Origin of the sequence: Candidatus Methylobacter favarea (assembly GCF_902806695.1) — a bacterium.
Classification (GTDB): Bacteria; Pseudomonadota; Gammaproteobacteria; order Methylococcales; family Methylomonadaceae; genus Methylobacter_B; species Methylobacter_B favarea.
Genome location: NZ_CADCXN010000024.1, coordinates 11,115 through 26,117 on the forward strand (window position 1 = coordinate 11,115; position 15,003 = coordinate 26,117).

6 protein-coding genes and 1 pseudogene are annotated in these 15,003 nt (G+C 47.3%); 5 read left to right on the plus strand and 2 right to left on the minus strand.

Features of this window, described 5'->3' with window-relative positions; translation table 11 throughout:
• The first annotated feature begins 35 nt into the window (after positions 1-35).
• Positions 36-4,999, plus strand: a pseudogene (locus HUX64_RS02370) (DEAD/DEAH box helicase).
• A gap of 153 nt (positions 5,000-5,152) precedes the next feature.
• On the opposite strand, the gene HUX64_RS02375 reads toward HUX64_RS02370, so the two are convergent.
• Positions 5,153-10,375 carry a RecQ family ATP-dependent DNA helicase gene (locus HUX64_RS02375; RefSeq protein WP_174624642.1) on the minus strand — a complete coding sequence of 1,741 codons (5,223 nt, stop codon included), beginning with the start codon at positions 10,373-10,375 and terminating at the stop codon, positions 5,153-5,155.
• A 492-nt stretch (positions 10,376-10,867) separates the two neighbouring features.
• Between HUX64_RS02375 and HUX64_RS02380 the strand changes: the two genes are divergently transcribed.
• The 4 genes from HUX64_RS02380 to HUX64_RS02395 all read left to right on the plus strand — a co-directional run bounded on the left by HUX64_RS02380 (position 10,868) and on the right by HUX64_RS02395 (position 14,024).
• Positions 10,868-11,116 (plus strand): DUF4258 domain-containing protein, encoded by a 249-nt coding sequence (locus tag HUX64_RS02380; RefSeq protein ID WP_174624643.1) that lies wholly within the window; start codon positions 10,868-10,870, stop codon positions 11,114-11,116.
• Positions 11,113-11,301 carry a DUF2283 domain-containing protein gene (locus HUX64_RS02385; RefSeq protein WP_174624644.1) on the plus strand — a complete coding sequence of 63 codons (189 nt, stop codon included), beginning with the start codon at positions 11,113-11,115 and terminating at the stop codon, positions 11,299-11,301. The genes HUX64_RS02380 and HUX64_RS02385 overlap by 4 nt, the downstream gene beginning before the upstream one ends.
• A gap of 527 nt (positions 11,302-11,828) precedes the next feature.
• Complete coding sequence (locus HUX64_RS02390; protein WP_174624645.1) at positions 11,829-13,082, plus strand: TIGR02270 family protein; 1,254 nt, start codon at positions 11,829-11,831, stop codon at positions 13,080-13,082.
• 36 nt (positions 13,083-13,118) lie between these two features.
• Complete coding sequence (locus HUX64_RS02395; RefSeq protein ID WP_174624646.1) at positions 13,119-14,024, plus strand: C2 family cysteine protease; 906 nt, start codon at positions 13,119-13,121, stop codon at positions 14,022-14,024.
• Between the two features lie 48 nt (positions 14,025-14,072).
• Here the strand turns inward: HUX64_RS02395 and HUX64_RS02400 are convergent, their stop codons facing one another.
• Positions 14,073-14,966 carry an adenylate/guanylate cyclase domain-containing protein gene (locus HUX64_RS02400; protein ID WP_174624647.1) on the minus strand — a complete coding sequence of 298 codons (894 nt, stop codon included), beginning with the start codon at positions 14,964-14,966 and terminating at the stop codon, positions 14,073-14,075.
• Positions 14,967-15,003 lie beyond the last annotated feature (37 nt).

Here is a 15,003-nt window from a genome sequence, read left to right on the forward strand (position 1 = left end):
CGTTTAAACAAATCTATCGCATATAACAAAAATACATGACTTTACTCAACAAATTACTGGACACCTACCGGCAAGCCGCACAAGCCCAACGCGAAAAAGGCACTTATTTTGAAGATTTGATTATCGGCTACTTACGCAACGAAGCCAGTTATAAAGATTTGTATAGCAACGTTTGGACGTATGCGGATTGGGCAAAGGAACAAGGCATGGATGGCCGCGATACCGGCATTGATCTGGTTGCCAAAACAGCCGGAACCGATGAATACCATGCCATTCAATGCAAATTTTACGCGCCGGACTACCGCGTTCAAAAAAGCGATATTGACAGTTTTTTTACCGCCTCCGGTAAAAAACTCTTTACGCATCGGCTGATTATTGTCACCACCAACCACTGGAGCGAACATGCCGAAGACGCGCTGCAAAATCAACAGCCGCCGGTCAGCAAAATAGACCTTAACGATCTGGAAAACAGCCAGATTGATTGGGCGCGTTATCAACCCGATCAAGCGCCGGTATTAAAGCCCAAAAAGACCGTTCGCCCGCATCAGCAAACAGCGATTGGCAGAGTGATTAATAAATTAGCCTCTGCCGACCGTGGCAAGCTCATCATGGCCTGCGGCACCGGCAAAACCTACACCAGCCTGAAAATTGCTGAACAATTGACAGGCAGTGGCAAGCGCGTGTTGTTTTTAGTGCCAAGTCTTTCCTTACTGTCGCAAGCCTTGACCGAATGGACACAGGAAGCCAATGTGCCGTTACACAGCTTTGCCGTGTGTTCGGACAGCGCTGTCGGCAAAAAGCGCAAAAAAGACGATGACATCGTGCAAACCTTTACTCATGAGCTGCGCTATCCGGCCACCACCGATGCCGGGCATTTAGCCAGGGAAATGAGCAAGCGCCATGACAGCCGCCACATGAGTGTGGTGTTTTCCACCTATCATTCCATAGCCGTTATCAGCAAAGCGCAAAAAGAACATGATTTAGCCGGTTTCGATCTGATTATCTGTGACGAAGCCCACCGCACCACCGGCGCGACTTTTGACGGTGAAGACGAATCCAACTTTGTTAAAGTGCATGATGCCGATTTTATTCTGGCCAGCAAACGCCTATACATGACCGCCACACCGCGTATTTATGGCGATGTCGCCAAAGCCACGGCAGAAAAAGATAACGTCACCCTATGTTCTATGGATGATGAAACGCTGTTTGGCGAGGAATTGTACGTAATCAGCTTTTCAGAAGCCGTGCGGCAAAACTTGCTGGTCGATTATAAGGTGCTCGTGCTGGCGATTGATGAGGCGCATGTTAGCCAACGTTTGCAAAAACTGCTGGCCGATGATGAAAACCAACTGAAAGTGGATGATGCCGCCAAAATTGTCGGCTGCTGGAAAGCGCTATCCAAACAAGGCACAAGCGAAGACCTGGCCGATGATAATGCCGCCATGCGCCGCACCGTGGCGTTTTGTCAGGTGATTGAACCTGCCATCAAGGCGAAAACCCACAAAGTCAGCTCCAAGAATATCGCCCGCATGTTCAAAACCGTCGTTGATGTGTACCGGGAAGAAGAACTCAAACAAAGCAACAACGACCAGCCAGCGCTTGCTTTGCAATGCGAAGCCTCGCATATCGACGGCAGCATGAACGCCAGTGAAAAAGAAGCGCAAATCAATTGGCTTAAAGCCGAAACACCGGAAAGCACTTGCAGGATTCTTAGCAATGTCCGCTGTTTATCCGAAGGCGTGGATATACCCGCATTGGATGCGGTATTGTTTTTGACCCCGCGAAACTCACAGGTTGACGTGGTGCAATCAGTCGGGCGCGTCATGCGTAAAGCCGATGGCAAGAAGCGCGGTTATATCATTCTGCCCGTGGTTATCCCCGCTGGCGTAGAGCCGCATAAAACCCTGGATGACAACCGCACTTACAAAGTCGTCTGGCAAGTGCTGCAAGCCTTGCGCGCGCATGATGACCGCTTTGACGCCATGATTAACAAGCTGGACTTAATCGGCAAAGATACTTCCAAAATGGAAGTTATCGCCATTACCGATAAAATCAGCAAAAAAACTAAAAAAACTGGAAATAACAAACCGACCGGCCAACACCAATACAACCTGGGCAAAAAAAACAGCAAAGTTGCCGAAGACCACGGCCAATATGAAGTCCCGTTTGAAATGGACGACATCCAACGCGCCATTTACGCCAAAGTGGTTAAAAAATGCGGCAACCGTAATCATTGGGAAGACTGGGCCAATGATATCGCCAAAATTGCCCGCACCCATATTACTCGCATCCAAACCCTACTCGATACCCCGGAGAATACCGAAGAAATCACTGCCTTTAACGCATTCGCCAAAGAACTGCGCGATGACTTAAACAATGCCGTAAGCGATGCTGAAATCATCGAAATGCTGGCTCAACATCTCATTACCAAGCCGGTGTTTGATGCCCTGTTTAAAGATTACAGCTTTGCCCGGCACAATCCCATGTCGCTTGCCATGCAGGATATTTTGGACAAACTGGAAACGCACCGGCTGGATAAGGAAGCCGACACCCTGCACCAATTTTATGACAGCGTAAAAATGCGCGCCGAAGGCATTGATAACGCCTCCGGCAAACAAAAAATTGTTGTCGAATTATATGACAAGTTTTTCCGCAACGCCTTTCCGCGCATGACCGAACGTTTAGGCATTGTCTATACCCCGGTGGAAGTGGTGGATTTTATCCTGCACAGCGTCAATGATGTATTACAGAATGAGTTTGGGCAAACGCTGGGGGATGAGAATGTGCATATTATTGACCCGTTTACCGGCACCGGAACCTTTATCACCCGCCTGCTGCAATCCGGTCTGATCGACAAAGCGCAGCTGCCCTACAAATATAAAAATGAAATCCACGCCAACGAAATCGTGTTACTGGCGTATTACATTGCCGCGATCAATATCGAAGCGGTCTATCACGATCTGGTGGGCGGCGATTATCAACCCTTTAGCGGCATTTGCCTGACCGACACCTTTCAGCTTTATGAAAAAGGCGATTTGGTTAGCGACTTGCTGGTCGATAACAGCGCCCGCAGGAATAAGCAGAAAAAACTGGATATTCGTGTGATTATCGGCAATCCGCCGTATTCAGCGGGACAAGACAGCGCCAATGATAATAACGCCAATATTGCCTATACGTCATTGGATAATAAAATTCGTGATACTTATGCGGCGCATTCAACCGCCACCAATAAAAACGCCTTGTATGATTCTTATATCCGAGCGATTCGCTGGGCTTCTGACCGTTTGGGTGATAGCGGCGTCATGGGCTTTGTTACCAATGCGGGGTTTCTTGAAGCCAATACCGCCGATGGTTTGCGCAAATGTTTGGCCGTCGAATTTTCCAGTATTTATGTGTTTCATTTACGAGGTAATGCCAGAACGTCTGGCGAATTGCGTCGTAAAGAGAAAGATAATGTATTTGGTCAAGGCACACGCACTCCGATAGCCATTACCCTGTTTGTCAAAAATCCCGAAGCCCAAATGCACGGACAAATCTTTTTGCACGACATTGGCGATTATCTGACCCGTGAACAAAAGCTGGAAACCATCAGTGCCTTTAAAAGTATAAATGGCATTAGCAAGGCACAAGGCTGGCAACAAATTGCCCCCGATGCCCATAACGATTGGCTGAACCAGCGCGATGAAAATTTCAGTGACTTTATGCCATTAGGCGATAAAAAAAATGAAGATGCTAAGACGATTTTTGAGAATTATTCCAGCGGTGTAAAAACTAATCGCGATGCCTGGTGCTATAACTTTTCTAAAAAACTGTTAGCCGACAATATGCGTGGGATGATTGCTTTTTATAATCAGGAAATGCAGCGTTATCGGGTAGTTTGTGAAGATTTGAGCAAGGAGAGTTATCCAAAAGTTGATAGCTTTATCAATACGGATGAGACAAAGATTAGTTGGGCAGGAAGTTTAAGAGCAAATTTACCAAACTTTAAAAAACAATCTTTTGAAAATGCTTCGCTGGGATATGCTTTATATCGACCGTTCTCAAAATCATGGATGTATTACAGTCGGGAATTTAATGAACGGGTTTACCAAATGCCCCGAATTTTCCCTGATGCTTCTGTTGAGAATCTGTGATTTGTATTACAGGATTGGGAGAAACTAAAGGATTTACGGCTTTAATAACTGATGTCGTACCCAACTTGCATTTGGTGGCGGGTTCTCAATGTTTCCCGCTCTATCTCTACGAATACAGTAGCAAATTGGATAAACAGCTTAATACCGGAACACATCCACAAGGCGATCTATTTATTGATGAATTACCCGGAACGCAGGATATTTTTGCACAAACCGATATACAACCGGATTACACTCAAAAAGACGCGATTACCGATACAGGATTGACACATTTCCAAGCGACTTATCCGAATGAAACTATCAGCAAAGAAGACCTGTTTTATTACATCTATGGTTTGCTGCATTCCGAGGACTACAAAGCCCGCTATGCCGACAATCTCAGCAAAGAATTACCGCGTATTCCCTGTGTAAAAACCGCTACTGATTTTCGGGCATTCAGCCAAGCCGGGCGCGATCTAGCAAAACTGCATATTGATTACGAAAAACAGTTGATGCATCCCGTCAAGCTGGATTGTGGCAGTAAAGCCTTTGCAAGCCTGAACCCTGCGGATTTTTATATCACCAAAATGAAATTCGCCAGCAAAACCGATAAATCCACAGTGACCTACAATCACGCCATTACCATCAAAAACATTCCGCTCGAAGCCTATGAGTATGTAGTCAACGGCAAACCGGCGCTGGAATGGGTGATGGAACGCCAAGGCGTCAGCACCCATAAAGACAGCGGCATCGTCAACGATGCCAATGACTGGGCGCTGGAAACCATGAAAAACCCGCGTTATCCATTGGAGCTGTTTCAGCGAGTGATTACTGTGAGTTTGGAAACGATGAAAATAGTAAAGGCCTTGCCGGTTTTGGATATTTAAAAGATTAGCTTATGCCGCGTCTAGGCTGACACCTAAAACCGAAATCCCTTGTCAGGCTGGCGCGTGGCAATCTATCGAGTAAATGTTAATGGAATACTATGACACAGCTTGGCATACTGATAATTGCGAACACATTCAATCATATTACGCACTCTATCCTGTACCTGTTGCGGCTTTGCTAGGGTGCGGAGTTCCTCTTAAAACAACTTCCACCAGAGGAATTTCCCAACGCTCGACTTTACAACGATCCTGGTAGGGCTCTTCGCTGTCATCGCGATACCGCCTGATCATTGCCAAGACAGTAACCGATTCAATTTTACTGATTTTAGCCAGCCATTCCTGAGCGGCCTGTTTTGATAACACCGCGACAGTAACATTCCTGTCTTTTAAAACGAGCTTGCCGTTTTCATTCTCAAGGGCAAGCCGGGAGCCCGATTTTAATCCGGCCAAAAAGTGATGAATGGGATGCGAGGCGGAAAATCTTGCGGCAAAGCTTAAATCAATATCGCGCATGCCTAAAATAACGTATTGTCTGGCGCTGAAAACTGTGCCTGTTTGCGGGATGGCGTTAATTTCTCTTGGTAAAAGATGATCGCCGCTAATTTCATCCAGAAACGGATTTTGCTGATCCTGCCGCTGCATTAAACATAAAGTTTCCCTGGCGCGGGTCATGGCGACATAAAACAAACGCCGCTGTTCTTCCATGGATTGCCTTGTCCCGGTATGATGCCAGCCGCCATCGAGTATCATTAAGTGGGAGAATTCCATGCCTTTTACTGAATGAATAGTGCTTAGAAAAACGCCCTGGCTTAACCGTCTTTCACGGCGCTGTTCCGCCAAGGTTTCATACAGAAACTCCAGGGTTTGCAGATTAGGGACTTCACCGTCATCGGTTTCTCTTTGCCAATCCAGTAATATGTCCTTGAGCTGATCTGACCAGGCAGTATTGGATTCATTGCTATAGGTATCCGCCAAATAACGCAGCCAGTAACCGGCTTTGCCAAGCGGCTCGGATGCCTGTTTCAGGGCATCCAGTAAATCGGCATTTTCCCTGATGCGAAACGGAGGCGGCTGGCAATGATCTGGCAATACAATGCTGACAGGTATTTCGTGCTGCTCAAGCCATGTTCTTATTGGATCTAGCAAGCGCCATTCTTTTGCCAAAATGGCACAGTGCGACCAGTCCAGGCGACTGTCGAGTTGCCGCAAGCGCTGTAATTCCTGTACAACAGCGAGCGCCTGATCCGCTTCATTTGCCGTAGTTATTTGGTGTACCCGGCCTTTGACGAGGGTATCCAGTTTCTGCCAGCGCCCTCCCGCATCCAGTGTTTTTCTGCCCTGATTGATACGAATCGGCTGCTGCTGTTTCATCCGGTCGTGATTATGTTGAATCAGTTGATTGGCGGCGGCAATGATATGCGCGCTGGAACGGTAGTTCTCCACTAAATAATGGACATTGGCCTGGTAATCGTCTTTAAACCGGCGAATAAAACCCACATTTGCGCCGCGAAACCGGTAGATATTCTGATCGTCGTCGCCTACCGCCAAAATCTTCAGCTTGCTGTCCTCGTCTTGCCCGCGGCCTGCGATTGCGGAAATTAACCGGTACTGGTCATCGTCAATATCCTGATACTCATCCACCAGAATAAAGCGGTAACCGGCCAGTAAACGATCCCGAGTTTCATCAGCCTCCATGCCTAATAGCGGACTCTCGCTGCGCAACAGACTGATTGCTTCCTTGATAATATCGGCAAATTGCCGGGTCTGATTTTCGCTCGCATGATTCTGAGTCGTCATGGCGTGGCCGGTCAAACGCAAGCTTAAACCGTGATAAGTCTGGATAGTCACGCCTTTGGCATCATCACCCGCGAGGTCACGCAGCCGTCTTCGCAATTCGGTAACTGCATTGCGATTAAAACAAAGCACCAGAATGCCGCTGGCCGGAATGCGTTTCACGCGCAATAAATACGCGCAGCGATGCACAACCACGCGGGTTTTACCCGAGCCCGGTCCTGCCAGAATTAATAAATTGTCATCTTCACCACTGGCAACCAGCGCCATTTGTTCGGGGTTTTGCAAGTCATTAACGATGCGCTGAAACGATTGCTGACTCGTAGCGCGTTCGAGAATCTCTTTACGGTCGGAAAAATAACGTTTTACAAACTCTGTTTTATCCAGCGAGAAATAAGCCAAAACAAAGGCCAGTGCACGGATTATCTTATCCAGCCCGTATTTGGCATATTCATTGATCACATGCACCTGAAAAATGCGTTCGCTGTAATGCCGGGACAAGGGTTCGTAGTCGCCTTTGCTATACCGGCGGCCTTTGGATTCCGGAAACACTCGAATGGTCATCGCCTGACGAAAGACAGCGAGACCCTGCTGCAAGGTAATGATTTTTTGTTCGTGGAGAAAATTCAAGGCGCGCTCGATGGCAGCCAGCGGATCCTTGATTTCCGTCGACGCGGCCAAATCCTGTTTTAATGCCGACAGTAAATCTTCTGCCGAAAACTCAACCAGCAAGTCTGCTGAGCCCGCTGTTCCTTCGGGAATTCGCTGAATAATCGCATCCAGAACTGTTTTAGCAACTGCCTGCCGCTTTTTTGCGATTAACGTTAACGGCTTCCAGCCTCTATTAAGTTTAACCGAATACTGATCCAGGCCTTTGTGCCTGATGGTCAGGCTTCCTCTCCTTCCTGCAAAGCCCTGACCGTCTTTGGCCAAACTGCCCAGCAGCAGACGCAAAATTTCAGGATTGCTGTTTTCATGGCCGCCGTCCAGCAAGCTTTGATTGACATGCCGTAATGATAGTGTTTGCCATTGGCCGGTTTCAGCATCAGGCGCTTGTTCTTGCAGGGTTTTAATCATGACCCGTTCCAGGCTGCACACCTTTTCCAGCATGCCGACGGACGAATGACTGACCTTGTGCCGGACGAAAGCCGTCAATAACAGACTTTTTTGAATCAGCCCCGCATTCGCCATATCGTATAAAGTTCTTATCACCCGTTGACTGGCAGTTTCCTTGATTTTGTCGGGTTGCTGATCCTCTTTATCCTCGGTAAAGGCGCCGAGTAAAGCCAGTTCATCGGCGCTGAAACCTTCATCGCTTTTTGCATTGAACAGTGCTTCCACGATTGCCAGCCAGCGTTGTTGCTGCCGTTGTGACAAATCCAGTTTTTCAATTTTGATTTTGGCTTCATCCAGGTTTTTAACCAGCGGCCTGCCTTGAAAAACCTGGGTCCTGTTTTCATTACGCTCTATAAATCCGGCGCGTTCCAGCCAGGAAACCGCAGTTTTTACTTTGGTATCCGCGGCATAATCTTCGTTATCAAAAGAGGTTTCAACGCCGTCATCCATCAGCAATTCACCGGTAGTCAGCACCACATTGCCGTATTTATCTTTTCTGATTTTGCGCAAGCCTCTTAAAATTTGGGCAATATCGCGCTGGCTGATTTGCGAGGATGCCGATAGTTTAAACTGGGTTTCTATATCATGCTCGTCAAACAGCAGCACGCATTCCGCCTCTTTTTGGTCTCGTCCGGCGCGCCCCGCTTCCTGTAAATAATTTTCGATGGAACCGGGAATATCGGCATGGATGACCAGGCGAACGTCTTCCTTATCAATGCCCATGCCGAATGCATTGGTTGCCGTGATAATGCGCGTTGTGCTGTTAACGAAGTTTTCCTGGATATGCTTTTTCTCGGCAGCGTCTTTGCCGGCATGGAATGCTTCAACCTGCCAGCCTTGTTGCTGCAAGTATTCGGCGATATCTTCAGTACTTTGGCGCCTGGCGCAATAAATGATTGCGCTGCCGCCGTCCGGCTGTCTGGATAATCTTTCAGTTAATAAGGTATTGATACGCGGATATTTATCAGCGCCGTTCACGGTCTGCACTTCAAACTGTAAATTATTTCTTTCCACGCCGCCTTCAAATACAAGCAATTCCTGAGCAAGATTGGCTCGAAAATAATCGATAATTTCATCTTTTACATCCTGTTTTGCGGTGGCCGTAAAACACTGCACCGGCGGCAACACGGCTTTTTGTCTTAGCGCAAACTCTTTTATAAAGCGCGCCGCATATAAATAGTCGGGCCTGAAATCATGGCCCCATTTAGATAAACAATGCGCCTCATCAAACACCCAGCAGCCGATTTCACGGTGCTCAATGGCTTTCTGAAAGGTTAAATTGCGCAACTGTTCGGGTGATACATACAGCACGGCAATATCGCCCCTTTGGATGGACTGCAATACCTCGCCGCGTTCCGGAGCCGTCAGCATCCCGTATAAAGCCGCGGTATTGGGTGCGCCGGTTTTATTGCGCAGATTATCCACCTGATCTTTCATCAATGCCTGCAGCGGCGACACAACGATGGTTAAAACGCCGCGGCGCAGGTAACGCACTAAAGCCGGTAGTTGAAAACACAGCGACTTGCCGCCTCCGGTAGGCAATACGGCAAACAAAGGCGTATCACACATGGCGGCCTGGACGATAGCATATTGCAGGCTGCCGCCGGCAGGCGCCGGCGGTTGCTCGCGGAAAGCGGGGAAGCCGAAATAGCGCTCAAGCTGTATCACCGGATTATGCATTTGTGCGCAATAGGAGCAATCCGGTTTATTGCAGGGAATATTTCTCAACTGGCTCAGCGCAGGCGCCACATCTTCAAATTGCAGGCGCACCCAGGGAGGTAACACCGAATTACCGCCCGCTACTCGTAACCACGCCAAACAATAGGCTAAAGCAGGACGGTGTTTGGGGTCAGGTAAATATGACAAAATTACTTTTTTAACAGCCGTGCTACAGACTTTGTCCTGTATTAGCTGTTTGAACAAAGCAAACGCCCTGGATGCGTTGATGACTTCCGCTCCCATTGCCGCCAACGCCTGCTGAATTCCCGTAAAGCGCGGATTATCGGAAAAAGCATACTGATAAAAAGACAGTAATCCGCAATCGGCTTGTTGCTCCAGCGCCTCCCATTGATCCTGAAACAGTGAAACAGCCAGACGGGCATCGGCCAACGGATCATTTAAGCTGTCGCGCACCAGCTTATAGTCTTTAACCAGCCGGTGATAGGGATTTTCAGGAAAAGCCAGCGGCGAAAGAACCAAGGTATCAATCGCCGGCTTGTTTAGAAAATCAAACTTTGCCGAAACAGCGCGGCAAACTTTAAGATCATGTTGCAGGATATTATGGCCCAGGAGATAAATCGCATCCCGGCAAAAGTCATCAAATTTAGCCAGGACTTTTTGAATATTAAAGGGGGCTTTACGATGAAAGGTTTTATCTCTAAAAACTGCGGCCAGCGCGAAGATTTGACCATTTTCGTTGGTTTCCAAATCAAGGCTGCAGCATCTGTTTTGAAAGTTTTGCCAATCCATGCCTGACTCTTCTTCCTAATGGATTATTTGCAGTTTTCCTAATAACAGCAATATTGTTTCAGGAAATTTTTGGTTTGTCGCCAATTTTATCCTGGTGAATATCGAACTCAGGTTATTACAATCTTAGTTGATGCTGTAGATTCTGCTTGCTACTCCTGTTTATTTGGCGCAGCCTATGAACTAGATTATCGTACTAAGCACTATAATTGTTTTATTAATTAGTTTATACAGCCCCTGTTAAGTAAATCAAAAGGTACATCCTCTACTTTGCAATGAACTGAAGTATGGGTATTTTTTGTATCATCGGTCACAGACACATTAAGCTTGTAGCCACCGCGTACCGCGGATTATCGTACGTTCGTACATATCGGGTAAGCCCTTAGGTCGGAATACGCATGTCGGAACTGTTTACGGGTTGCGACGTATGAAATAGGTATCCGATGCCTATAACAGGGTTTCCAAGTTACTTCTGGTGGTAAATGTTATAATTACATGAAATATTCGTTAATGGATCATGCGAAAAAACTAATTGCAAAGCGGCAAATTTGCAATAAATGGATTAAGGAAACCTTGGTCTATCCGGCAAGAATACAATCTGACTGGAACGATCCGGGCTGGGTTCATGTATTGCGACTTATTGCTGAGCGGGGATTCCGGGTGTTGCGAATCATTTACAATGAAACGAATGATCCTGTTACGATTGTCACTGCCTATTTTGATGATGAGGTAAAAGACTTATGAAAATTGAATTTGATCCCCAAGCAGATGCGGCTTACCTCGAATTGATTGAAGGTGTAGTTGAGCGCTCTGAACAAATTGAACCAGGAATAACTGCCGATTTTGATACACAGAGGCGTCTTTTGGGTTTTGAAATTCTGTATGTTAGCAAGAGGCCATCCCTCGAATCTTCAAAAAAAGTCGCATAGGTTGACGGCTGTACGTCGGATAACCCGTAAGGCGGTTTCGCCCCGCAAACGATCTGAACGAGGCATATAGCGACGGCCTTGCTGGGAGCATACCATTACGACCGAGTTGGACTATTGCAGGCATATCGATTATGTCCACGCTAATCCTTTAAAAAATGGCTACCTCACTCAAGTGCAAAACTGGCCGTATTCCACCATCCATCAGTATGTTTTCGATGGCATTCTTCCCGCGGATAGATGCGGCGATTTGGGTAATTTGTCAACGGTATCGGATCACACTTAGGTTACCGCCCTTTGAAATTTTATGCCGGCTTATCAGCGTAGTTTTTCGCCTGGGGAGAGGTATTTTTTCACTGCTAAGGTGTTGGAGCGGCGATAGAATATCTTGACGCCATACTGATGCTATATGAAGCGGCGCATAAAATGTCCCGAAGGCGGCCGTTTATATCGACGTCTGGATTCTACTTGGGAAACTTTCGGAGTCGAATAAATTATGATTATTTCTTATTAAATTAAGCGCTGATACCATGGACCTAACCCATTCCGTTATCCCTCATATCGTTGATCAACATGCTGAAGAAGCGGCGTTTCTTTGGCATTTAAGGAGCCATGCTGTTCATGCTCCGCATTATAATTTGAAAGACTTGGCTAAACTGGATAATCGTGTCGAAGCGCATATTGATGGCTTGAGAATTGCCGGGGATTATGGCTGGCAGGCATGTTGTCATAATCTGGAACGCAAAGAGCCAGGAGAGGTATTTGCCGCAGGCCTTCTGGCATTGGAAGGAAATGATATCGATCGAATCAACACAGTTTATCAGGCCGTTGAAGAAACTCCGGAGACTTTAACTGGTCTTGTTTCGGCGTTTGGCTGGGTAGAGCCAAAATCTTTACAGGGTAAAGTCAGCGGCTTGTTGATTTCAGCAAATCCCTTATGGCGGCAGGCAGGCATTACCGCATGCGCCATTCACCGGGTTGACCCGGGGAAATATCTTGATCAAGCCGTTCAGGATGATAATCCGCAATTGAGAGCCAGAGCGCTGCGGACTGCGGGTGAGCTGGGACGGAGCGACCTGAAATCCGCCTTATTGGAACAGCTTAATAACCCGGATATTGCGGTCGGGTTTTGGGCGGCCTGGGCAGCTGTGCTATTGGGCGATCGTGGCAGAGCGCTAACTTCGTTACAGAACAAAATTATTGAGGGCTCGGATTTTTCGCTTAAAGCAATGCAATTGGCTCTTCGCGTACTTGATCTTCAACAGGCCAAAGAATTGTTAAAAACGCTTGTACAAAGTGGGGACAGAACCCGTGAAGCTGTTACAGGCGCAGGTATCGCGGGTGATCCAAGCTATATCCCCTGGTTAATCAAACAGATGGAATTGCCGGAATTAGCCAGGGCTGCGGGAGAATCTTTCAGTTTTATCAGCGGCGCCGATATCGCCTATGAAGATTTGGAAGGTGAGTTTCCCGAAGACTTTGCCGCCGGACCAACGGAAAACCCGGAAGATGAAGAAGTAGCCATGGATCAGGACGACGATTTGCCGTGCCCGAATCCAACCCTGATAGAGCGTTGGTGGAAACAACATCAACAAAATTTTAAGCCCGGTGTTCGTTATCTGTCAGGAAAGCCGGTAAGTGAATCCCAATGTCGGAACTTATTAAAAACAGGTAAGCAACGGCAACGTCAAGCCGCTGCTTTGGAGTTGGCGCTGATCCGGCCTGAACAACCGCTATTTGAAACCCGTGCTATGGGTAAAAGGCAACAGCAATGGCTTTCATGACATTTTAGAACTATAGAGGTCAGTATGACATTTCGAATGGATGATCGTTTTCGGATTCCGGGGCCTGTCGGTGTTACGCCTCAGTCAACTTACGCACGGCCTCCAGGAGCGCTGGGATTCGCTGGCGGGATATTCGCGGCGCCCGGCGGCATCTCTCAAGTGAAGGCGTTAAAGGTACTGAAGATGCCGACCCCGGCGCATGATAACTCGACCAGGAATGCTCACGAGATTACCTTCGATCTCTACGGCAAAGGGGGCCCGGCTATAAAGGATATCAAGCAGGGCAGTCTTGCCAACTGCCCCATCGCATCGATTCTGGCTGCGTTGGCGCACACTCCCATTGGCCGCAAGCGCATTGAAAGCATGATTGCTGAACACCTTATACCCACTACAACGGATCTCTCTGGGGTTGCGGGTTTTCTCGACAGCCCGCCGAAAGGTAACAAGATTATCTCGAAACGTTACTTCACTGTCACTTTGGGAGAGAAATCAATTGATGTAAGTGATGTGCTTTACACTGACGACGCTGATCGCAATTGGTCTTTGCTCTATATGAAGTCGCCAACCGATTCGCTCTGGCCATGCGTAATTGAAAAAGCCTACGCAGTCATGGAGGGAGATAGCTACGATAATCTCGACAAGGAGGAACTTTCTGCAAACAAGGTTTTTAAAGTGCTCGTCGGTTCAGAGCCGGATGCCTTTAGTGTTGACGACACTACCGATCCTGGGAAAATTAGCAAGGCTTTGGCGAATGCCGGCAAGACGCCTACAATTGCAGCTTCCAGGGACGAGGCGACCGGCGTGACTGGCTGGCACGGCTTTGCCGTGCTGAACCTCAACGATTCCAAAATCGAACTGTACGATCCTGCAAAGGCAAAAACTCTACATATCTCGCTCAAGCAATTTCGACGCGATTTTAAAGCCATTCTTTATAAGAGGTAATAGGAGTATGTCGGGAGATTCCGTTAAAATTAATTGAAATTCAACCTTCTAAGCGCTGGGATTAATCAGAAATTCAACAAGTTCGGTGGAAATATCGAAGTTATCATGTCCCAGGCTAATGGCGCCTGAACCCTGTAAGATCATTTCCTGACGGATGAGGCTTATTACAGTGTTATCACTGAAACGAATATAAGTTCCGTTGATACTATGATCTACAATAAAAAATTTGCCGAAACGCCATTCGCAGTGGACGTGTTGACGTGAGGCATAGTTATTATGAACAATAATATCGCAGTTATCGCCCCGCCCCATTGTCACCATCTTGCGTTCATTGTTGACCCTGACAAACTGTCCACAATAAAATAAGGCCAGCTCATCTTTATTTACTTGTGTCCTACGTGGTGCCGGAATGTTGAAACAGGTTGTCAATAGGTCATCCTGTTCCCAGACTACAAGGAAAATATCGTAGGGGTTTAGCTTACCTTTAAGATCGGCGCTCATGAATTGATGGGTTTTTTCTTTTAAGTCCGGTGGCAGCGCAGCAAATACAGCCTTGGTTGTCATGATTTGATTTGCCCTGGCTATAGCAGCGACCCGTGCAGTGACATTGACGGTATCCCCAAATGCGGCATTATTTTCCAGAATTACATCGCCATAATGCAAGCCAATGCGGATTTGCAGCACATGACCCTCTTCAAACTTGCTGTTTTTTACCGCATTCTGCATAGCACAGGCAGCCTGCAGAGCCGCTTCAGGATGGGGGAATGTACATAAAATTTGATCTCCTATTGTATTAATCAGCAAACCCTGATAAGCAGCAATTTCTCCAACCATTGTAGCAATGCCCTTCTCAATTAGTTGGCGCGCCGGACCATCTCCAATATTTTCGTAAAGCGCGGTGCTTCCGCAAATATCAGCAATCAAAACGGCGAGTTTCTTCACAGGTTTCAACACATTCGTAAATAACCTTATTCTGAAG